Raw genomic sequence first — 21722 nt, forward strand, 5'->3', positions numbered from 1 at the left:
CCGGGTCAGGTGGTGGCCGGGCTGCCGTCCGACGAGCTGAACTGCGTGCGGTACAGCTCGGCGTACAGCCCGCCGCGGGCCAGCAGCTCCTCGTGCCGCCCCCGCTCGGCGATGCGGCCGTCCTGGACGACGAGGATCTCGTCGGCCTCCCTGATCGTGGAGAGCCGGTGCGCGATCACCAGCGAGGTGCGGCCCTCCAGGGCGGTCTTGAGCGCCACCTGCACCGCCGCCTCCGACTCGGAGTCGAGGTGGGCGGTGGCCTCGTCGAGCACGACCACCCGTGGCGCCTTGAGCAGCAGCCTGGCCAGCGCGAGCCGCTGCTTCTCGCCGCCCGACAGCCGGTAGCCGCGATCGCCCACCACGGTCTCCAGCCCTTCGGGCAGGCCGGCGACCAGGTCGGCGATCTGCGCCGCCCGCAGCGCCTCCCACATCTCCTCTTCGCTCGCCCCCGGCCTGGCGTAGCGGAGGTTGGCCGCGATCGTGTCGTGGAAGAGGTGAGGGTCCTGCATGACCACGCCCACGGTGTCGCGCAGGGAGGCCAGCGTGGCGTCGCGCACGTCGAGGCCGTTGATGCGCACCGCGCCCTGGTCGACGTCGTAGAGCCGGGACACCAGCGATGTGATCGTGGTCTTGCCGGCGCCGCTCGGGCCGACGAGCGCGACGAGCCTGCCCGGCTCGGCGGTGAACGACACGCCCTTGAGCACCGGGTGCGAAGGACCGGTGTCCTGCCTGGCCACCGACTCCAGCGAGGCCAGCGAGACCTCCTCAGCGGCCGGGTAGCGGAAGTGCACGTCGTCGAACTCGATCGTGACCGGCCCTTCCGGCACCGGCACCGCGCCGGGCCGCTCGGCCACCATGGGCTTCAGGTCGAGGATCTCGAAGACGCGGTCGAAGCTGACCAGCGCGGTCATCACGTCGACGTGGACGTTGGACAGCGAGGTGAGCGGGCCGTACAGGCGCATGAGCAGCGCGGCCAGCGCGACGAGGGTGCCGAGCTCGAACGCGCCCGAGACGGACAGTACGCCGCCGATGCCGTAGACCATGGCCGTGGCCAGGGCGGCGATGAGGCCGAGCGCGACGCGGAAGACGGTGCCGTACATCGCGACGGTCACGCCGACGTCGCGCACCCGCGCGGCGCGGGCGCCGAACATGGCGGCGTCGTCCTCGGGGCGGCCGTAGAGCTTGGCGACCATCGCGCCCGCGACGTTGAAGCGCTCGGTGGTGACCGAGCTCATCTCGGCGTCGAGCTGCATCTGCTCGCGGGTCAGCGCCGACATGCGGCGGCCGACGTATTTCGCGGGCACGATGAAGATCGGCAGCAGCACCAGGGCGACCAGCGTCACCTGCCACGACAGCGCCAGCATCGCGCCGAGCACCAGGACCAGGCTGACGACGTTGGAGACGACCGACGACAACGTGCTGGTGAGCGCCCGCTGAGCGCCGATCACGTCGGTGTTGAGCCGGCTGACCAGCGCGCCGGTCTGCGCGCGCATGAAGAACGCCACCGGCATGCGCTGGACGTGGTCGAACACCTCGGTGCGCAGGTCGTAGATGAGGCCCTCGCCGATGCGGGCGGAGAACCACCGCTGCACCAGCGTCAGCCCGGCGTCGACCAGCGCGAGCGCGGCGATCGCCACGGCGAGGCCGATCACCACGCCGGTGCGCTTGAGCAGGATGCCGTCGTCGATGATGGCCTTCATCAGCAGCGGGTTGGCCACCACGATCACCGCGCCGGCCACCACGAGCAGCAGGAACGCGATGATCTGCCGGGTGTAGGGGCGGGCGTAGCGCGCGATGCGCCGCACGGTGCCGGGTCGCAGCCGCTGCTGCAGGACCGAACCGTCGCGTCGCAGTGACGCCCATACGTGCGGCCCGAAGCCGCCGCCCATCATCGCCATCCGGCATTCCCTTCCTCCGCCGGAGACAGCGCTCGGGCGGCGCGGGGAGATTCCCCGATCAGCTCACCGCGAAACCCACGCCTCAAACCCCGGCACGGGCAGCCCCAAACCCGGACGCGTCACCCTGAACCGGTGCTGATCGCCGCTGAACGCGCCGCTGAGAGCCTGTGAGGGCCCGCCTGGACCCATGGGGCACCCCCGCCGCTCAACGCGCGTCACGATGCCTCAGAGCGCGCCGCGGCGCCGCCGTCCCGCCGAGCGGCGCACGTCAGCGGGACGGCTCCTGATCTCCGGCTCAGCCGCCACTGATCCCCGAATCAGCCGGAACACCCTCGGGTCACGATCCGCCCCGATCGGATCACGACCTCGCCCGGCCCCCGAGCCGGATCAGCCGAAGAGCGCCTTGATCCGTGCGGCCTGTTCGATGCCCTCGGCCACACTCTGCTCCTCCAAGGTGCGTTGCCGCGCCCCCTGGAGGAGCCGCTTGGTCGCCACGGCCGCGTCCCTGTTGACGGACAGCAGCGCAGCGACCTTGTCACTTACCGCTTGCTCCAGGTCGCCACGGGCGACCACTTGCTCCGCGAGGCCGATGCGCATGGCCTCGTCGGCGTGCACGGTCCTGGCGGTCAGGCAGATGTCGATGGCCTTGGCCAGGCCGACCAGCTCGACCAGGGGCTTCGTCCCGGTCAGGTCGGGCACCAGGCCCAGTGCGGGCTCTTTCATGCAGAACGCGACATCCTCGGCCACGATGCGGAGGTCGCAGGAGAGCGCGAGCTGGAACCCCGCGCCGATCGCGTGCCCCTGAACCGCCGCGATGGAGACGATCTCCGGGCGGCGCAGCCACAGGAACCCCGCTTGGGCCTGTCTGATGCGCTGCTCGAAGCCGGCGTCGCCGATCTTGGCCGCCGTACTGAAGGAGCCCTGTCCTGGCACCCCCTCAGATGTGAACATTCGCAGGTCGATACCTGCCGAGAAGGACGGTCCCTCACCTTTCACGACGACGACGCGGACCTGCTCGGGCAGGCTCTCGCCGATGCGAGCCAGGGCCGACCATGTCGCGAACGTCTGCGCGTTGCGCTTTTCCGGCCGGGCCAGCGTGATCGTCGCTATCTCACCGTCCACCTCGTAGCGGACTCCGCTCTCCGCCTCGGCGAAGCCGTCGTCCGCGATCCCCCCGCGCTGTTGCGCCTGCGCTTCCGCCATCGCCCGCTCCCTCCGCTTCCGGAATGTCAGGAGTGCTGACCGTCGCGCCCGAGCCTACAGAATATGGTTCTGGCTCGGGCGCGACGCCGGCCTGCTGGGACGAGCGGCTGCGGTCGCACGTTCCGAGACGCCGGTCAGCGCTTGGACTTGCCCCGGGTCGCACCGCCGCGCCCGCGCAGAGTCACACCGGACTCGCTCAGGATGCGGTGGATGAACCCGTAGGACCGACCGGTCGAAGCGGCCAGGGCGCGGATGCTCTCACCCGCGGCGTAGCGCTTCTTGAGATCGCCGGCCAGTTTTTCCCGGTCGGCCCCGGTGACCCGGGTGCCCTTCTTCAGTGTCTCGGCCACGAGTACCTCCTGTAGTGCCGGACTTCCGCAGCGTTACTCCGCCATGATCAGTCATTTCAGCGGGATCGGCTACCTACTCCACGGGAAAAGATCCGTACCCACTCAAATTAAGATCAGGCGAGTGCCACAAGATCGGAAAATTCGTCGCTCCATGCGTCTTCAGTTCCGTCCGGTAGCAAGATCACCCTATCCGGTGACAGGGCGTCAACGGCACCCTCGTCGTGCGTCACTAGGACGATAGCTCCTGAATACGACCTCAGAGCATTGAGAACCTGCTCTCGGCTGACAGGATCAAGGTTGTTCGTAGGCTCGTCGAGAAGAAGAACATTAGCGCTGGAGAGCACCAAGATCGCAAGTGCGAGACGGGTCTTCTCGCCACCGGACAAGACTCCCGCGGGCTTGTCGACGTCGTCTCCGGTGAACAGGAACGAGCCGAGCACCTTGCGCAACTCGGTGTCGGTGAAGTCGCCGCCGCCGGCCGATCGCATGTTCTCCAATAGCGTACGGTCGGCGTCAAGAGTCTCGTGTTCCTGGGCGTAATAACCGATCTTGAGCCCGTGTCCCGCCACGATCTCGCCGGTGTCGGGCTTTTCCAGACCGGCCAGCAGGCGCAGCAGCGTGGTCTTGCCGGCGCCGTTCAGACCGAGGATGACGACCCTGTGACCTCGGTCGATGGCCACATCGACGTCGGTGAAGACCTCCAGCGACCCGTACGACTTCGACAGCCCGCGCGCCATCAGCGGAGTGCGCCCGCACGGCTGCGGATCGGGGAAGCGCAGCCGCGCCACCTTGTCACTCTTGCGCTCCTCCTCGGTGCCGGCGAGCAGGCGGTGCGCGCGGCGCATCATGTCCTGGGCGGCCTTGGCCTTGGTGGCCTTGGCGCGCATCTTGTCGGCCTGCGCGAGCAGCGCTCCGGCTTGTTTCTCGGCGTTGGCGCGCTCGCGCTTCCTGCGCTTCTCGTCGGTCTCGCGCTGGGCGAGGTACGCCTTCCAGCCGACGTTGTAGTGATCGATCGTGGCCCGGTTGGCGTCGAGGTGCAGGACCTTGTTGACCGTCGCTTCAAGAAGCCCGACGTCGTGGCTGATGATCACCAAGCCGCCTTGATGGCTGCGCAAAAAATCACGAAGCCACCCGATTGAGTCGGCATCTAGGTGGTTTGTCGGCTCGTCAAGAAGGAGAGTTTCAGCCCCGCTGAAAAGAATTCGCGCCAATTCCACCCGGCGGCGCTGGCCGCCGGAAAGCGTTTGCAGCGGCTGGCCGAGCACCCGGTCGGGCAGACCGAGGCTGGAGGCGATGGAGGCCGCCTCCGACTCGGCCGCATAACCGCCCAGCACGTGCATTTGATCTTCGAGCCGGCCGTAACGGCGCACGGCCTTCTCCCGGGTGCGGTCGTCGGCGGAGGACATGGCCAGCTCCGCCTCGCGCAGCTCGCGGAAGACCTCGTCGAGCCCGCGCGCCGACAGAATGCGGTCGCGCGCCAGCACCTGAAGGTCGCCGGTGCGCGGGTCCTGAGGGAGATATCCCACGCTGCCGGCGCGGGTGACCGTGCCGGCCGCGGGCAGGGCCTCGCCCGCCAGCACCTTGGTGAGCGTGGTCTTACCGGCGCCGTTGCGGCCGACGAGACCGATCTTGTCACCCGGGTTGACGCGGAACGAGGCTTTTTCGATGAGCAGGCGCGCGCCCGCGCGCAGCTCGATATCATTGGCAATGATCATGTGACCGGACACTCCCGAGCTAGGAAACGAGGATTGGGCGTGGAACGCCGGTCAATCGGGAGCATGCATACCGATCAGTGTAGAGCCCCGAGCAGGGGCTCCACCTTCGCTATTTCTCCGGCAGGTGCTCCCCTATCAGGGCCAGATTGTGAATGGCCGCAAGGCCGTACTGCGCCGCGCTGTTGGTGCTGACGTAGGCCGCCTCGCGCACCGCGTGCGGCACTTCGGGGCCGTCCACCGTGGTGAGCTCCCACTCGTCCTGCTCCTGCAGCGGGTTGCGGTTGAGCTGGTCGCCCTCGCCGGTGAAGAACTTGTGCCAGGCCCAGGCCGCGAGCCCGGCGTCGCCGGTGCGCGCCGCCGCGTACGCGGTGAGCCTGCTGTGCGCCTGGATCAGCGAGATCCCGCTCAGCGCCACGCCCACCTCGGCCTTCTGCTGCTCGGGCGTGGCCAGGTAGAGGCGGCAGTACTCCAGCCAGGCCTCCTCGAAGCCGGGCACGTCCAGGCCGAGCCCGATCAGCTCGGCGCAGATCTCCGGCAGCCCGAACAGCGACGACAGGTGCGAGACGGAGATCCGGTCGCGTGAGGTGTCGAAGCGGCCGGTCTCCAGGTCGAGCCGGCCCTCGCCGGTCAGGAAGCGGCGCGGCATCGCGGCGATGTCGGCCATCGTGCCGAGCAGCCGGTCGCGGGCCCGCTCGTCGCCGTGCCGCTCCCAGCGGGTGAGCCAGGCGGCGGCCAGCGCACCCCAGTCGGTGCCGAGCCCGACCGACAGCGCCGACGGGTCGGGCGTGTAGACGTCGTCGCGCACCTTGCGCAGCGGGTCGATGGCGAGGAACGTCTCCTCGGGCGCGCTCAGCTCGTCCATCAGGTCGCCGGTGCGCTCGTCGGCGGTCAGGTAGTAGTAGAAGCGCCGGTAGGCGGCGTTGGAGATGCGCACCTGCTTGCAGCTGCACCCCCAGTGCTGCACGTTGTGCCGGCTGCCCAGTCCCTTCCACCGGCCCAGGTGGTAGACGTCCACCTCGCCGGTGTGGCGGGTCATGGCCTCGGCGAAGCGGAAGACGTCGGCCCTGCCGGTGCGCAGATACTGCAGCCAGAGCCACAGGTCGGGCGAGAGCTCGGAGTTGTCCCAGGCGTAGCCGCCCACGTCGTAGCGCCAGGTGTGCCGGTCGCCGTCGTAGGTGTGCATGACGTCGCCGTAGTCCCAGAAGCCGTACCAGCGGCGCTGCTCGCGTTCCCGTACGTAGTGGTCGAACAGGAAGTCCAGCCGGTCCTCGATGTCGGCGCGGGCCGGGGTCGAGCGGTCGGGCAGCGACCAGACGCCGAACACACCCGCCTCATGCACCCGCTCGGGGCTCGCGACCAGCAGGCCCGGCTCGTTCATCGCGGCGGCGTGCCCGGCCAGCTCCTGCGCGCTCGGCGTGGTCTCGTGGAAGCGCAGGCTCAGCTCGTGCGTACGCGCGATGCCCCGCGGGTCCCCGTATCCCGGCTCGTAGTCCTCGTAGGTGATCTCCAGCCCTTCGAGCTGCTCGGCGAAGGTGTCCTGGCCCATGCCGTCGTGGTAGAAGCGCAGGTCCATGGCCGGGGCCGAGGGCGACCAGAGCCAGACGGTGGCGGTGGCGAGGCCGGTGGCGGCGTTCCTGATGTCGAGGCGGGTGGGGTGCAGGCGCCAGAAGTCGCGCAGCCCGAAGCCGAGGCCGCCGCTCGTCCCGCCGACGTAGCCGTATCCGGCCGAGCGGGTGCCCGACGGGATCGTCACCCAGGCGTGGCCGTCCTTGGTGCGCTTGCGCAGCGTGTAGCCGTCGGCCGAGGTCTGGTCGAGCGTGTAGTCGCTCCAGGTGGGGATGAGGTGGAGCCGGGAGGCCACCCCTTCGGCGAGCGGTCCCGCGGGGCGGCCCTCGATCTGGTTGCGGCGGGGCGATTCGCCGGGGTCGATGCGCAGGCCGGTGAGCCCGCGTACCGCCTCGGTGAGGAAGCCGGTCTCCCCGGCCAGGCGGATGTGCCGGTCGTGCGGCTCGTCGCGCATGACCACGTCGGCGCGCAGCCCCAGCCCGGCGAGGAAGTCGTGCTCGGGGTCGCCGTCCCAGATGAAGGTGTGCATCACCCGTACGTGCTCGGCCCCGGCGTAGAAGTACAGGCGCACGGTGAACGGCAGCCAGTCGCCGTGCCTGCCCTCCAGCCGCACCACCGCGCGCACCGGGCCCTCCTGCTCCACGGCGACGCTCTCGACGACGCCGGCCGCCCGCTCGCGCACCACGTGCCCGCCCTCGTCGGGTGCGGGCTCGCGCTGGCGCAGGCTGACCAGGCGCACGTCCCTGGCGATCTCACGGCCCGCGCGCCGGACCGACTTGGCCAGCGTGCCGCCGCCGATGTGCCAGGTGATGACGCCGGTGCTCACCACCAGCTCGCCGCGCTCGCGGGCGACCGTGACGGGCGTCTGCGTGGCGGCCGGTTCGCGTCCCGGCTCCAGCCGGTACGCCTCCGCGTGCGGTCCCGCCCCGATCGCGTGCGCCGACCACTTGACCGAGCCGTCCGGCCAGGTCGCGGTCACCCAGCTCTGCACCGGCACCTGCCGTCCTTCGGCGTCGGCCAGCGCGAACGGCGTGCCGCGCTCGACCGCGCCGCGCGGCCACGGCACGCCCCAGGTCGTCCCCTGCTCGGCGGGCCGATCCAGCCAGCGCAGCTCGGCCATGTACCTCTCCTTCACGATGTGTTCGCGTTATTCCTTGACCGACCCGATGAGGACGCCCTTGACGAAGTGCTTCTGCAGGAACGGGTAGAAGCACAGGATCGGCAGCGTGGCGATGACCACGACGGCGAACTTCAGCCCCTGCGTCGGGAAGAACACCGTCTCCAGGGCCGACAGCGCGTTCTGCGCGTCCGCGCCGGTGAGCTGGCGCACCAGCACCTGGAGCGTCCACTTGCTGCTGTCGTCGATGTAGAGCAGCGGCGACATGTAGTCGTTCCAGATGCCCACGGCGTAGAACAGCGAGAACGTCGCGATGATCGGCTTCGACAGCGGCAGCACGATCTTGAAGAAGACGCCCATCTCCGTGCAGCCGTCGATGCGGGCCGCCTCCTCCAGCGCCTCGGGCAGTTCCTGGAAGAAGCTCTTGACGATGAGCAGGTAGAACGGGTTGATCGCGAGCGGCAGGATCAGCGCCCAGTAGCTGTTGAGCAGCCCCAGGTCGCGCACCACCAGGTACGTCGGGATGATCCCGCCGCTGAACACCACCGTGAAGATGACCATGTTGAGCGCCAGCGTCCGGCCCGGCAGGTAGCGCTTGGCCAGCGGGTACGCCATGGTCAGCGTCAGCATGAGCTGGATGACCGTGCCGACGGCCGTCACCCCGACCGTGGTCAGCAGCGCCCTGATGAACACATCGGTGGCGAAGATGTACTCGTAGGTGCTGGTGACGAACTTGTGCGGCCACAGGAAGAACGACCGCGAGGCGATCTCCGACTCCGAGGCGAACGAGCCCGCGAGGACGTACAGCAGCGGCAGAAGCGTGATCAGGCCCAGCCCGATCAGCACGATGATGTTGATCGTGTCGAAGATCCGGCTGCCCACGGAGCGGTACTGGTTGACGGACATGCGGCGCTCCTAGAACAGACCCCGCTGGCCGAGGCGCTTGGCCAGCCAGTTGGAACCGAAGATCAGCAGGACTCCCGCCACGCCCTTGAACAGGCCGACGGCCGTGGCGTAGCTGAACGCGCCCTGGTTGATGCCCACGTAGTAGACGAAGGTGTCGAAGACGTCGGCGGTGGCGCGGTTGAGGCTGTTGGTCATGAGCCAGATCTGCTCGAAGCTCATGTCGAGCAGGTTGCCGGACATGAGGATGGCCATGACGACGATCGTCGGGCGGATCGCGGGCAGCGTGACGTGCCAGAGCTGGCGCCAGCGGCCGGCGCCGTCCATCCGCGCCGCCTCGTACAGGTCGTGGTTCACGCCCGCCAGTGCCGCCAGGTAGATGATCGTGGACCACCCGGTGGTCTTCCACAGCGTCTGCAGGACGATGACCGGCCTGAACCACTCGGGCTGCGCCACGTAGTCGACCTTGGGCCCGCCGACGATGTCGTGGATCCACCCGGCCAGCACGCCGTAGTCGACCGAGAACAGGATGTACGTCAGCGACGCGACGATCGTCCACGACAGGAAGTGCGGGATGTAGATCAGCGACTGGACCGAGCGCTTGAGTATGTTGATCCGCAGCTCGTTCAGCATCAGCGCGACGATGATCGGCGCGGGGAAGACGAAGATGATGTTCAGCAGCGCCAGGACCAGCGTGTTGTACATCAGCCGGCCGAAGTCGGGCCCCGTGAACAGGTCCACGAAGTGCTTGAAGCCCACCCACTCGCTGCCGTTGTAGCCCAGGAACGGCACGAAGTCCTGGAAGGCGATCTGCAGGCCGCGCATGGGCACGTACTTGAAGACGATGAAGTACACCAGCCCGGGAACGAGCATGAGGTACAGCCATCGGAAGCGCCACAGATTGCGGGCCTTACCGGGCTTGCGCCCGTGCGACGTGACCGTCTTGACCGGTGGCGTCGCCAGGTCGGTGGCCACTCGGCCTCCTTTCCATGGGAGGGGCCCGGACGGGCCCCTCCCTGCTTGCGTCACTGGCCGAGCTTGGAGACCAGGTCCTGGATCTCTTGGGCGATCTGCCTGCTGCTGCTGTCATACCAGCGCTTGATCTCGGCCTTCAGCTGCTCTTCCGTGATCTGACCCGCGAGGTACTTGACCCGCGCGTCGGTGACGATCGGGTTGAGCGTCGCGCCCTTGGCCACCGCCGTCGGCGAGACCACCGGAGCGCTGACGTCCCACACGGCCGTCTTCAGGTCCTCCTCGACCCGCTTCTTGCGCTCCTCCAGGTCCTTGCGGTACGGCTCCTCCGGAGGCACCCGCTCGTACGCGACGCCGCCCGTACCGGTGCTGGCCCGCGTGCCGAGCTGGATGAACGCCTTGTCGACGTCGTCCTGGAGCTGCTTGACCTTCGGGTCGTCCTGGTTGATGAGCACGGCCACGCCGTCCTCGACCTTGAAGTTGCGGCCCTCGATGCCGTTGGCCAGCAGCACCTGGCCTTCCTTGCTTGCCAGCTTGTTGAGCGTGGCCAGCAGGTCGTCCAGCTGCTCCTCGGTGTGGATGCGCTGCTTGGAGATGGCGAGCACGTCCTTGTAACCGGTGAACGGCAGCGAGAACTTCTTGCCGTCGGGCCTGGCCAGGTTGCCGACCGTCAGAACCTTGTCGCCGTAGTTCTTCGGGTCCTGCTCCCTGAACAGGTCGAGCAGCTGCGTGGTGCGCACGTCGACGTCGATGATGATGCCGCCCTTGCCCTGGACGAACGGGTCGTTCCACTTGGCGGTGTCGAGGGTGTTCCAGTCGGGGTTGACCAGGCCCTCGTCGATCATCTTCTTGATGTAGCGCTGCGCCTCGAAGAACTCGGGCGTGTCGAACTCCGGCACCATCTTGCCGTCGCGGACGCCCCAGTTGTTCGGCGCGCCGAACCACACGTCGATCGCGTTGAACGGGCTGGAGGCGGCGAACACCGTGCCCGGCCACTTCGGGATGATGAGGCCGTAGGTGTCGTCCTTGCCGTTGCCGTCCGGGTCGTCCTCGGTGAACGCCTTGGCGATCTTGTAGAGGTCGTCGGTCGTCTTCGGCGGCTCCAGGCCGACCTTCTTCAGCCAGTCCTTCCGGATCTGGATGGCCGAGCGGAGCTGCGGCCTGATCCGGTAGATGCCGTAGATCTTGCCGTTGATCGAGGAGTTCAGCAGGACCTGTTCGTCACCGACGAGATTCGGGTACTTCTTGATCTTGTCGGTGAGGTCCCAGAACGCCCCGGCCTCGGCCGCCTTGCCGAACGCGGGCGACTTCGGGTCCACCACCATGACGTCGGGGATGTTGTCCGAGGCCAGGGTGACGTTGACCTTCTCCTGGTACTCGGCGTTCGGCACCCAGGTGACCTTGATCTTCTTGCCGAGGAACTTCTCGATCGCCTGGTGCAGCTCGCCCTGAGGGTCGGGCGCGGTGCCGAACAGCTGCGTCATGAACGTGATCGTGTTGTCGTCCGCCTGGCCTGAGTCGCCGCCGGCGCCGGTGCCGGAGCACGCGGAGGCCACCAGGGCGGTTGTCAGCGCTAACGCTCCGGCGAGGAAGCGACTACGGGATGCGCTCATGGGTTTCCTTCCGAATGCAGGCGCGCCTCGTTCTCCTCAAAGAAGCGCAGGCAGAGCCAGGTGTTGACAGAGATCCACGCACCGATGCTGACCAGTGGCGCCAGGACGGGCATCTCCGACGTCGCGTAGACGATCGCCCAGAGCGTGAACATCAGCAGCACGGTGGAGGCCGGCCGGGTCAGCGCGAGCAGCGACGCCTTCGGGATGTACGCCCACAGCGGCAGCTCGTAGTGCGTGTAGAGCGGGCCGATGTAGGACCCGACGGCCGCCAGCGCCAGCAGCGCCACGAACGTCGCGATCCGCAGCCCGCCCGCGTCCTGGCCGAGCACGGAGAAGTACAGGTAGTTGCCGACCAGTACGGTGCCGAGCACCACCGGCGGCAGGACGAGCAGCGAGCCGCGGACGAACTCCCGCCGGTAGACGGTCCAGAATTCGCCCCACGCCTGAAACGATTCATTCCTGGCGTGCCGCCGGGCCAGCGTGTACGCGGCCACAGTGGCGGGCCCGAGCCCGAGTATCACGCCTCCCGCGAGGGTGAAGACGAGCCACATCAGGTTGAGCTGAACCACCCAGATGACCTCTGAGCAGGCAGCTTGGATCCTGATCGACATGGCGGGATGATTCATCCGGCACCACCTTCTCGTGGCACGTGCACGAATGCGGGGGTGGAGTGTTGCACCGTGGTTCCTGCCCAGTTACAAGGTAGTGAACGGCGGTTGGTGCGAAAGTAGTGTTGAATCGACTCAAAGTCAATGATGCGGACGACGGAGATTTCGCCGCCCGGCCTCGCCCCGGCCGCCCGACCAGCGAGAACCCCCTTCCGGCCGGGCCCCCGAGACCAAATCGTTGGTTCCGAGAGGCTCACCAGCAACGTACAGGGAAGACCCCCGGACAGGCCACGCATCCAGCGACTTTTCCCTCAAGAAACACCAGACCACCCCAAACGGCACACCCGGCTTGGGGGTGGGACGGCGCATCCGGCCGCGCAGGCAGACCTGCGCACAGTCAGGCGCGCGGGCGATCGGGCAGGCCGGCGGGCGAGCGAGCGGGCCGCGGGCGAGCGAGCGGGCCGCGGGCGAGCGAGCGGGCCGCGGGCGAGCGAGCGGGCCGCGGGCGAGCGAGCGGGCCGCGGGCGAGCGAGCGGGCCGCGGGCGAGCGAGCGGGCCGCGGGCGAGCGAGCGGGCCGCGGGCGAGCGAGCGGGCCGCGGGCGAGCGAGCGGGCCGCGGGCGAGCGAGCGGGCAGGCAGGCAGGCGCGCGGGCGATCGGGCAGGCCGACGGGCGAGCGAGCGGGCAGGCAGGCGGGCAGGTAGGCGGGCCCCAGGCGGGTATCGCGCCACCACGGCAAAGCGCAAACGTTCAGGCGCGGCACCAGGCACCGGCCGCCCTGCCCCGCACTGCGACACCCGGACCGCTGTGACCAGCCACGACGCAGCGGCAGGAGCCGGGCGAGGACACCCCGCAGCCGTCCGACCGGTCACGACCGGCGTGAGCGGGCAAGAGCACCCACACCGGTGCCACCGGACACGACACGACAGGCATGAGCGCCGCGGTAGCACCCGCACCGCCGTGAGCGGCCACGACACGGCCGCCGGGAGCGTGCGGTAGCGCCCGCACCGGAGCGACCGACCGCGCCGTGACCAGCGGGTACGGACGAGGGCGCGCGAGCCCCACGCGGTGGCTCACGGCGCTCCGGCAGCTCAAAGCGACACAAGCCGGGTCAGGAGCCAGCCGGGTCAGCGCCCAAGCGGAACAAGCCGGGTCAGGAGGAGCGGTATGGGGCGCTGGAGTCGCGGACGACCAGGTCGGGCTGGAAGATGACCTGGCGGTGGCGGTGCTGCTCGGGGTCGCTCACCTCCTCGAGCAGCAGGTCGATGGCCGTACGGCCGAGCAGCTCGCGAGGCTGCCGCACCGACGACAGCGGCACCGCCGCGGCGGCGGCGAAGTCGATGTCGTCGTAGCCGATGATGGCCATGTCGGCGGGCACCCGCAGCCCGTGCGAGGCCATGGCCTGCAAAAACCCGAGCGCCATCATGTCGTTCGCGCAGAAGGCGGCGGTCGGCCGCTCGGCGGGCGGCAGGGCGGCGACGCGTTCGCCGATGGCCCGTCCTTCGGCCACGGTGAGCGCGGGCGCGGTGGCGGTGAGCAGCTCGACGGCGCCCCCTGAGGCGGCGACGGCGCTGGTCACGCCGGCCTGCCGGTCGGCCACCTGTTTGATGCTCGGCGGCCCGCCGACGAAGACGATGCGGCGGTGTCCGCGTTCGATGAGGTGCGCGCCGGCGATCTGGCCGCCGAGCCGGTCGTCCACGGCCACCGAGCACTGCAACCCCGTGGCGGGGCTGTCGACCAGCACGACGGGGGTGCCGCGGGCGACGAGCTCCTCGAGCCAGGGGGTCTCGGCCTCGACCGGGGTGATGAGGATGCCCATCACCCGCTGCTGTTCGAGCTGGTCGAGGTGGCGGCGCTCGCGGCCGGGGTCTCCGGCGCTGTTGCAGAGCACCACCATGGTGTCGTGGTCGTCGGCGACGGCTTCGGCGCCCGTGGCCACGTCCACGAAGAACGGGTTGGCGACGTCGAGCACGACGAGACCGACCGTGCGGCTGCGGCCCGCCCGCAGGTGGCGAGCCACCTCGTTGCGGACGAACCCCAGTTTCTTGATCGCTTCGAAGACGCGTTCGCGGGTGGCCGGAGACACGATCTCGGGACGGTTGAGCACATTGCTCACCGTGCCGACCGAGACGCGCGCCAGCTGCGCGACCTCTTTGATGTTCGTGGTCGCCATCGATCCTCACGAGGCCGTGCTGCTGAAGGTGCGGGAGCGCCGCCCTGGGTGCGCGCCGGACACGGCGCACCGGCGAGAGGCGTGACCCGATGTCGTACGGTGTGCCGCTTAGCGCGGTCCACCGAGAACTCGGCTCATCATAGCGGCAAACTATTGAATCGTCTCAAGAGCCTGCTGCGCACTATGTGAGCGAGGTCGCGACTTCGGCGCTCATGCCGTCCAGCATCAACCGCAGATACCGCCCCGGATCGGCGGCCACCGGCGCGGGGAGCCGGTCGGGGTGGCAGGTGAAGACGTTGAGGAGGTGGACGAGGTCGTCCGTGCCGACGTCCTCGCGCATGGAGCCGTCGGCCTGCGCCTGGCGTACGAGCCGGTCGAGCCGCTCGACCCACTCCTGCCGCGCCCGCGCGAACTCGGCCCGCCCCACGACCACCTCGTCCGGCAGCTCGGCGAGCGCCGTGGACAGCGCGGTGCGGCCCGGCTCGGCGGCCCAGGAGACGAAGCTCCGGATGGCGCTCCACGCGTCGCTCTCGGCCGCGGCGTCGTCGAGCGCCTCGGTCATCGTGTGGACGTAGTGCTCGCCGATGGCCGCGATCAGCGCGTTGCGGTCGGGGAAGCGGCGGTAGAGGGTGCCGACGCCGACGCCCGCGCGCCGCGCGATGACCTCCATGGGAACGTTGACCCCGCGTTCGGCGATGGCCTCCGCCGCGGCTGCGACGATCTTGGTGAGGTTTCGCCTGGCGTCCGCACGCACGTTCCGGCTCCTAAGTGGACGATCCGATTCCGTCTAGTGTACCGTCCGGCTAACCGGAACCTTACTGTCCGCTTATGGAGGTACGCTCATGATCGTGGTGACCGGCGCCACCGGCTCCATCGGCCGCGAACTCGCCGCACTGCTGCGCGGCCGCGACGCCCTGGCCGCCGTCCGCCGTCCCGCCGGCGACCTCGGCATCCCGCACCGGATCGCCGACCTCGAGCGCCCCGAGACGATCGGCGCGCTGCTCTCCCCCGGCGACCGGCTCTTCCTCAACAGCTCGATCTGGCCCGGTTTCGCGGACGCCCACCGCGCCGTCATCGACCAGGCGGCGCGCGCCGGGGTCGCGCAGATCGTCACGGTGTCGGTACGCGGCGCCGCTCCCGGTGGCAGGCTCGCCACCGGCCTGCACGGCGTCGTGGACGCCCACCTGCGGGCCTCCGGCGTGCCGTACGCGATCCTGCAGCCGACCGGCTTCATGCAGAACCTGCCGCACGACTTCGCGGGCGGCGTCATGTACGGCTCGTACGGCACCGCCCCCGTCAACTACATCGACGCCCGCGACATCGCCGCCGCGGCCGCCGCCCTGCTGACCGGCCCCGCCGGGCCCAGCGGCGATCACGTACTGACCGGACCCGAGTCGCTGCCGCACGACCGGATCGCCGAGGAGATCGGCCGCGTGCTCGGCCGCCCCGCCCGCTACGTGGATCTGCCCGTCCCCGAGATGACCGCCCACCTCGAACGCCGCGGCATGCCGCGCCCGCAGGCCGCCGAGCTGGCGGCCCTCATGGCCGAGATCGGCGACGGCCGCTGGGCTTCGACCACGACGACGGTGGAGGACCTGACCGGCCGCCCGCCCCGCCCCCTGTCCGCCTTCCTGACCGACCACAAGGACGCCTTCTCCTGAACGAACGGCACATGGGTTGATCGGCGCCGGTCGGGCTCGCAGCTCCCACCGGACCCGATCGGAGGCTCGGGCAGGCCCCGCCGGGGGCTCACGCGGATCCGATCGGAGGCTCGGGCCCGCCCCCGTCGAGGGCTCACGCCGGATCGACGACCCGGATCCGTACCGCTCTGAACTGTGCGGGCGTCTCCCGCAGCACCACCAGCCGCGGGTCGGGCACCGTGAGGAACGGCTCGCGCTCCAGCGCGAGCAGCGGGGCGAGGCGGCGGTCCTGCCGCAGGGCGTCCACGGCGCGCCGGTCCCCGCCGAGCACCACCGCGTCCAGGTCGCCCAGGTGCGGCGTCAGCACCCGTACGGCCGTCGCCACCGCGTCCTCGAACACCCGCGCCGCCTGGTTCGCCCGCCGCCTGGCGTAGCGCTGCTGCGACCAGCCGCCGGCCGCCGTGCGCCCCTGCACCAGCCGCGAGCCCACCTTCGACGCCACCAGTTCCGTCCCGTGGAACACCCCGGCCGCGTAGCCGCCGAGCCGTACCAGGAACACCCCCACCCGCCGCGCCGCCCGCGCGTGCGTGACCAGCCGGGTGACGTGCGGCGGGCCCGGCGGCGTCATGGGCGGAAAGGGCACGTGCAGCTCGGCCACCGCCCCGTCGCCGGCCACCAGCCGCACCACCCGCTCGTCGCCGGACGCCGAGAAGGGGCCGTGGCGCCCGGCGAACCCGTCGATCCACGGATGCAGGCGCTCCGGCGGCACGCAGACCCACCGGCCGCCGCCCTTCGCCGGACGCCCGCCCATGCGGCGAACCCTACCGAACTCCGCCGCCCCGCCGCCCGCCTACCGCCGGCCGTCCCCGGAACGCCCGCAGCGGCAGCCACACGGCGGCCAGCGGGCTCGCGGCGCAGAAGCCGGGGGCGACGTGGTAGCCCGCTTCGAATGGCCGCGTCTCCGGCCGGCCGACGCCGTGGAGCCTGAGGATCAGGCGCTCCTCGCCGAGCCGGTCAGCCTGGCACTGCGCATCGTCCTGGAGGGCCTGACGCCCCCGCGACGGCGATCTCGGCATCCTGCTCGCTCTGCCGCATCCCGAGATCACCTTCCACGCCGACGACGGTGACACCAGGCCCGCCGCGACCGCCCGGATCCGCGGGCCGCGGAACGTGGCGAGGCGCGTGGCGGCGTTCGCCGTCCGGGACTCCGCGTTCCAGCCGATCACGGTGAACGGCGGCGCGGCGGTCGTCGTCCGCGGCGGCCCGGAGCCCGGGGCGCGACGGGGTGAGGGCCGGGGCCGGGCGCGGGGAGGGGGCGGAACGGCGAGGGTTGCCCCGAAACCGGGAACCCTCACCGAAATGCCGGTGAATTCTCCCTTGCGGCCCTTCTGATGGCAGCCGTCTCAGGAGCACCATCTCCTTACGTGTCCGCCCTGCTCGCCAGCCCCTTGGTGGATCTCGACACCGGGGCCGTCATCGCGCATCCCGCCGTCGTGGACCCCTCGGGCGTCCTGCGCGCCACACCGCTGCCCATGGTGCTGGAGCTGCCGATCAGGGTGGTGCTGTCGGGCGCGGGCGCGCTGGCCCCGCTGCACGAGGCGCTGCGGCGGGCCGGACGGCACCCGCGCGAGGCGATACTGCTGCTCACGGGCACCTGCGGCGAGCAGGACCGCCCGCTGCTGAAGGTGGGCATCGACGGGCTGCGGACGATCGGCTACCTGCTGGGCTTCGCGGACGTCGGCATCGCGAGCCCGGGCCTGGACCTGATGGCGGGCGCGGCCCCGTACGTGCTGGCCCTGGACCCCGAGGTGGTGGCGCGCGTCCCCGGGGATCATCGGGCGACGGCGGTGGTGCGGGCGGTGGTGACGCTGGCGCGCGGCATCGGCGCGCACGTCATGGCCCCGGGTGTGGAGCGCGAGCCGCAGGTGGCGGTCATCCGCGGGCTCGGCGTACGTTTCGCGCACGGCCCGCTGCTCGCGCCCGGCCCCGACGGCAAGGTACGGGTGCCGCTGCCGGTGGCCGACGAGCCGCCGGAATCGGCCATGCTCGGCCCCCGCGTGCAGGAGCTGCTGCTGCCCGCCGTGACGCTGCCCGCCGACGCCAAGGCGGAGGAGGCGGTGGCGGCCTTCGGCCAGGAGCCGACGGTCACGAGCGTGATCCTGGTGGACGAGTTCCAGCGGCCGACGGGCAGCCTGGACCGCAGCCGGTTCCTGCTGTCGCTGGCGGCCCGTTACGGCCATGCCCTGCACAGCACGAAGCCGGCCCGCCGCCTGGCCGACCCGCCGCGTACGGTGCCCCGCACGACCCCCGCCATCGCCGCCATGCAGGCCGCCGGCCGGGACGCGGCCCGCGTCTACGACGACCTGGTGGTCACCGACGAGCTGAACCGCTGCCTCGGCATCGTCCGCGTCGCTGATCTGATCAGGCAGGTCACGGCCCGGGCCTGACCGGGCGCGCACGAGGCCGGGTCAGACCCAGCCCTGCGCCTTGGCCCGCTGCACCGCCTCGATGCGGTTGCGTGCGTGCGTCTTCTGGATGGCCGACGACAGGTAGTTGCGCACGGTGCCCTCGGACAGGTGCAGCCGCGCCGCGATGTCCCCGATCGTGGATCCGTCGGCCGCCGCCGCGAGCACGTCGCGCTCGCGCCCCGACAGCGGGTTGGGACCGGCGCTCAGCGCGGCGGCCGCAAGGGCGGGGTCGATGACCCGCTCCCCCGCGTGCACCCGCCGGATGGCCGCCGCCAGCTCCCTGGCCGGGCTGTCCTTGACGAGGAAGGCCACCGCCCCCGCCTCCATGGCGGTGCGCAGGTAGCCGGGACGGCCGAAGGTGGTGAGGATCATCACCCGGCATCCCGGCACGTCGCGGACGATGTTCCGGCAGGCGGCGAGCCCGCCGGTGCCGGGCATCTCGATGTCGAGCAGCGCCACGTCGGGCCGGGTGGCGGCGGCGACGGCGAGCGCCTCGTCGCCGTCGGCGGCCTCGCCGACGACCTCGATGTCGCTTTCGAGGCCCAGCAGGGAGGCCAGCGCCCCGCGCACCATGGCCTGGTCCTCGGCCAGCATCACCCTGATCATGCGTACTCCACCGCAGGCGCCGGCGCCGTGATCATGCGTACTCCACTGCGGGCACCCGCACCCTGAGCCGGTGCCCGTGCCCGTGTCCGTCGGGGCCGGCGGTGACCGTGCCGCCGGCGCCGGTCACCCGTTCGGTCAGCCCGCGCAGGCCGTTGCCCAGCTCGTACGGCCCGTCGCCGCCGTCTCCGTCGTCCACGATCTCCAGCATGGCAGTGTCACCCTCGACGGTCACCGTGATCTCGCACCGTGTGGCGTGCGCGTGGCGTACGACGTTGGTGACGCCCTCGCGCACGCTCCACCCGAACAGCTCGTCGAGCGCGGCGGGCGGCGGTCCCCCGGTGACGCGCACCTCGGCGGCGACCCCGGCGGCGGCCAGCACCGCGCGGGCACTGTCGAGCTCCTCGGCCAGGCTGCGCTGCCGGTAGCCGGCGACCGCCTCGCGCACCTCGGTCAGCGCCTTCCTGGCGACGGACTCGATGTCGGCGATCTCCTGGCGCACCCGGGGCGACTCCTCGGCCAGCCGCCCGGCCAGCTCGCTCTTGAGCACGATCAGCGACAGGCTGTGGCCGAGCAGGTCGTGCAGGTCGCGGGCGATGCGCAGGCGTTCCTCGGTGGCGGCGAGCCTGGCCACCTCGTCCTGGGCGATGCGGAGCTGGTGGCTCAGCGCGCGGGTGTTGCGGACGCTGATGAACAGCACGCCGAGCGTCACCACCTGGATGGAGAGCACGGCGAGGGTGTCCCAGTCGTCGCGGTGCAGGACGCCGCCGCCGATGACGACGAGCAGGCTGAGCGCCATGCCGGCCAGGGCGTGGGCGGGCCGCAGCACGAAGGCGTACAGGACGACGGTGTAGACCGGCAGCGACAGCCAGGACCCGCCGAAGGCGAGCGCGCCGGTCACGCCGAGCAGGGTGACCAGCGCGAGCAGCGGGTAGGTGAAGCGGCCCGCCTTGACCATGTTCGGCGGGCTGACGACGGTGGCGATGTAGGCGCCGATGTACGCCACCAGCAACAGCGCCGCCCAGACGGCCTTGGCTCCGGTGAAGGCGCCGGTCACGATGTCGGTGACCGGGAAGAGGAGGTAGACCATCCCGATGGAGACGCCCACCAGTCTCCTGGCGGGCCTCCCGCTCTCGTCGGGGCCACCGAAGCTGATCCGGTCGGCGAAGCTCATGCACGTACCGTAGCCCGCCGGTAGAGGAAGGCCGCCAGCCCGCCCAGCACGACCGTCCACCCGGCGACGGCCAGCACGTCCGCCATGGCCAGGCCGTGTCCCGCGGCGAGGCTCCAGCCGAGCCCGGCGTAGTGGTAGGAGGGCGTCAGCTCGGCCACGGCCTTCATGGTCGCGCCGAAGACCTCGGGCGGGAACCACAGGCCGCCCGCGATGGCCAGGGCGAACATGCAGATCATGGCGACCGGCTGGGCGGCGTCGGCGGTCAGCGCCGAGCCGATGGCCAGTCCGAGCGCCACGAACGGCGCCACGCCCAGCCACAGCGCCACCAGCAGCGCCGCCCATCTGCCCGGCGGCAGCGACACGCCCTGCTGCACGATCGCGACCAGGCTGACCAGCGCCAGCGACGGCAGCACGAGGGTCATCGCGGTGACGAGCTTGACGGCGATGACGGCGGAGCCGGGCAGCGGGGTGATCTGGAGCTGGCGCAGCCAGCCGGACTGCCGCTCGCTGGCCAGCGGCACGGCGGAGCTCATCATGGACGCCGCCAGCGCCCCGTAGGCGGCCATCGACACCATGAGCACGACGCTGTAGCCGACACCGTCCGGGGAGGTGTCCTGGCCGTAGATGTTGGCGTTGATCGCGTACAGCAGCACGGGAAAGGTCACCACGAACACGAGGTAGCGCCGGTTCCGCAGCATGCGCAGAATGTCGATCTTGGCGAAGGCGAGCATCAGGACTCCCTGGTCAGCTGGAGGAACGCGGCTTCGAGGCCGGCCCCGGTGAGCCGGAGGCCGCGCACGTCGAGGGTGGTGCCGCGGTAGAGCGCGTCGAGGGTGGCGTCGGGGTCGGAGGTGTGCAGGGTGGCCGTGCCGGCGACGACCTCGACGGCGCGGACGCCGGGCAGCCGGTCGAGCCCGGCCGTGGGCTGGGCGCCGAGGTCGAAGCTGACGGCGCTGCCGCCGGCGGCGGCCTTGATCTCGGCGGCGGTGCCGTCGGCGGCCAGCCGGCCCCGCGCGATGACGATCACCCGGTCGGAGTGCTCGTCGGCCTCCTCCAGGTAGTGGGTGGCGAAGACGACGGTACGCCCGCCCGCCGCGTAGTCGTGCATGCCCGCCCAGAAGCGCAGCCTGGACTCGACGTCCATGGCGGCGGTGGGCTCGTCGAGCAGCAGGATCTTCGGCGCCCCCGCGATGGCCAGGGCGAACCTGACCCGCTGCGCCTGCCCGCCGGACAGCTTGTCCGCCCGCCGCCCGGCCAGGCCGGTCAGGTCGGCCAGCTCCAGGACCTCGTCCAGGGCCAGGGGGCGGGGGTAGAGGCGGCGGACGCAGTCGACGAGCTCCTTGACGGTCAGCTCGGGGATGAGCGCGCCGTGCTGGAGCATGGCGCCCATCTCCCCGGCCCTGACCGCCTCGGCGGGGGTGCGCCCGTGCACGGCCACCGTGCCCTTGGTGGGCTGCAGGAGGCCGAGCAGCAGGTTGATGGAGGTGGACTTGCCGGCCCCGTTGGGGCCGAGCAGCGCGACCGTCGAGCCGGGCGCGACGGACAGCGACAGGTCGTCGACGGCGAGCACGTCCCCGTAGTGCTTGCTGACGTGGTCGAACACGATGGCGTTCATGACGTGAACGCTAGGTGCGGGCCGGTGGGCGGCGGCAGTGCGTTCCCTCCGGCCTTCGCCATGACATTTGTCAGTACGGACGCACCGTACGGGGAACCAAGACGG

At 70.8% G+C, this 21722-nt stretch carries 18 protein-coding genes; 2 read left to right on the top strand and 16 right to left on the bottom strand.

The annotated features are described in order from the left end of the window. Positions 1–5: 5 nt before the first annotated feature. From ACFMQL_RS41315 to ACFMQL_RS41365, 11 genes are all read right to left on the bottom strand, one after another. Positions 6–1898, bottom strand: a complete 1893-nt coding sequence (locus tag ACFMQL_RS41315) for an ABC transporter ATP-binding protein (protein ID WP_364065649.1) — start codon at positions 1896–1898, stop codon at positions 6–8. A gap of 387 nt (positions 1899–2285) precedes the next feature. Further along, positions 2286–3101 (bottom strand): enoyl-CoA hydratase/isomerase family protein, encoded by an 816-nt coding sequence (locus ACFMQL_RS41320; RefSeq protein ID WP_364065652.1) that lies wholly within the window; start codon positions 3099–3101, stop codon positions 2286–2288. A 134-nt stretch (positions 3102–3235) separates the two neighbouring features. Further along, positions 3236–3451, bottom strand: a complete 216-nt coding sequence (locus tag ACFMQL_RS41325) for a helix-turn-helix domain-containing protein (RefSeq protein WP_020547488.1) — start codon at positions 3449–3451, stop codon at positions 3236–3238. Between the two features lie 113 nt (positions 3452–3564). Next, positions 3565–5166, bottom strand: coding sequence for an ABC-F family ATP-binding cassette domain-containing protein (locus ACFMQL_RS41330; protein WP_364065655.1), 1602 nt, complete (start codon positions 5164–5166; stop codon positions 3565–3567). A gap of 109 nt (positions 5167–5275) precedes the next feature. Continuing rightward, entirely contained in the window at positions 5276–7852 is a 2577-nt protein-coding gene (locus tag ACFMQL_RS41335; protein ID WP_364065658.1) for a Tat pathway signal sequence domain protein, read from the bottom strand. A gap of 27 nt (positions 7853–7879) precedes the next feature. Further along, positions 7880–8755 (bottom strand): carbohydrate ABC transporter permease, encoded by an 876-nt coding sequence (locus ACFMQL_RS41340; protein WP_364065661.1) that lies wholly within the window; start codon positions 8753–8755, stop codon positions 7880–7882. A 9-nt stretch (positions 8756–8764) separates the two neighbouring features. After that, entirely contained in the window at positions 8765–9727 is a 963-nt protein-coding gene (locus tag ACFMQL_RS41345; RefSeq protein WP_364065664.1) for an ABC transporter permease subunit, read from the bottom strand. A 50-nt stretch (positions 9728–9777) separates the two neighbouring features. Continuing rightward, complete coding sequence (locus ACFMQL_RS41350) at positions 9778–11337, bottom strand: extracellular solute-binding protein (protein ID WP_378790100.1); 1560 nt, start codon at positions 11335–11337, stop codon at positions 9778–9780. Further along, entirely contained in the window at positions 11334–11963 is a 630-nt protein-coding gene (locus ACFMQL_RS41355; protein ID WP_378790101.1) for a YesL family protein, read from the bottom strand. The genes ACFMQL_RS41350 and ACFMQL_RS41355 overlap by 4 nt, the downstream gene beginning before the upstream one ends. Before the next feature lie 1134 nt (positions 11964–13097). Next, positions 13098–14117, bottom strand: a complete 1020-nt coding sequence (locus tag ACFMQL_RS41360) for a LacI family DNA-binding transcriptional regulator (RefSeq protein WP_364065669.1) — start codon at positions 14115–14117, stop codon at positions 13098–13100. 181 nt (positions 14118–14298) lie between these two features. Then, entirely contained in the window at positions 14299–14871 is a 573-nt protein-coding gene (locus tag ACFMQL_RS41365) for a TetR/AcrR family transcriptional regulator (protein ID WP_364065671.1), read from the bottom strand. Between the two features lie 88 nt (positions 14872–14959). Here ACFMQL_RS41365 and ACFMQL_RS41370 point away from each other — a divergent pair, with 88 nt between their 5' ends. Beyond that, entirely contained in the window at positions 14960–15778 is an 819-nt protein-coding gene (locus tag ACFMQL_RS41370) for an NAD(P)H-binding protein (protein WP_364065674.1), read from the top strand. A 133-nt stretch (positions 15779–15911) separates the two neighbouring features. On the opposite strand, the gene ACFMQL_RS41375 is transcribed toward ACFMQL_RS41370, so the two are convergent. Next, the gene (locus tag ACFMQL_RS41375; RefSeq protein ID WP_364065677.1) at positions 15912–16568 is read right to left on the bottom strand and encodes an acVLRF1 family peptidyl-tRNA hydrolase; all 657 of its coding nucleotides are present in this window, start codon (positions 16566–16568) and stop codon (positions 15912–15914) included. Positions 16569–17181: 613 nt separating this feature from the next. On the opposite strand from ACFMQL_RS41375, the gene ACFMQL_RS41380 reads away from it, so the two are divergent. Further along, a complete protein-coding gene (locus ACFMQL_RS41380) occupies positions 17182–18204 on the top strand; it encodes an EAL domain-containing protein (RefSeq protein ID WP_378790102.1) in 1023 nt (340 codons plus the stop codon). A 21-nt stretch (positions 18205–18225) separates the two neighbouring features. On the opposite strand, the gene ACFMQL_RS41385 is transcribed toward ACFMQL_RS41380, so the two are convergent. Genes ACFMQL_RS41385 through ACFMQL_RS41400 form a run of 4 tightly spaced genes read right to left on the bottom strand, consistent with a single transcriptional unit; the run spans position 18226 to position 21617 of the window. After that, the gene (locus tag ACFMQL_RS41385) at positions 18226–18831 is read right to left on the bottom strand and encodes a response regulator transcription factor (protein ID WP_364065686.1); all 606 of its coding nucleotides are present in this window, start codon (positions 18829–18831) and stop codon (positions 18226–18228) included. Between the two features lie 31 nt (positions 18832–18862). Then, positions 18863–20002: a sensor histidine kinase gene (locus ACFMQL_RS41390; RefSeq protein ID WP_378790103.1), complete on the bottom strand. Its 1140-nt coding sequence runs from the start codon at positions 20000–20002 to the stop codon at positions 18863–18865. Beyond that, positions 19999–20733, bottom strand: coding sequence for an ABC transporter permease (locus ACFMQL_RS41395; protein ID WP_364065692.1), 735 nt, complete (start codon positions 20731–20733; stop codon positions 19999–20001). The genes ACFMQL_RS41390 and ACFMQL_RS41395 overlap by 4 nt, the downstream gene beginning before the upstream one ends. After that, positions 20733–21617 carry an ABC transporter ATP-binding protein gene (locus ACFMQL_RS41400; protein WP_364065695.1) on the bottom strand — a complete coding sequence of 295 codons (885 nt, stop codon included), beginning with the start codon at positions 21615–21617 and terminating at the stop codon, positions 20733–20735. Before ACFMQL_RS41400 ends, ACFMQL_RS41395 begins: the two co-directional genes overlap by 1 nt. Between the last annotated feature and the right edge of the window lie 105 nt (positions 21618–21722).

This window comes from Nonomuraea fastidiosa (genome assembly GCF_042751225.1).
In the GTDB taxonomy this organism is placed as follows: domain Bacteria; phylum Actinomycetota; class Actinomycetes; order Streptosporangiales; family Streptosporangiaceae; genus Nonomuraea; species Nonomuraea fastidiosa.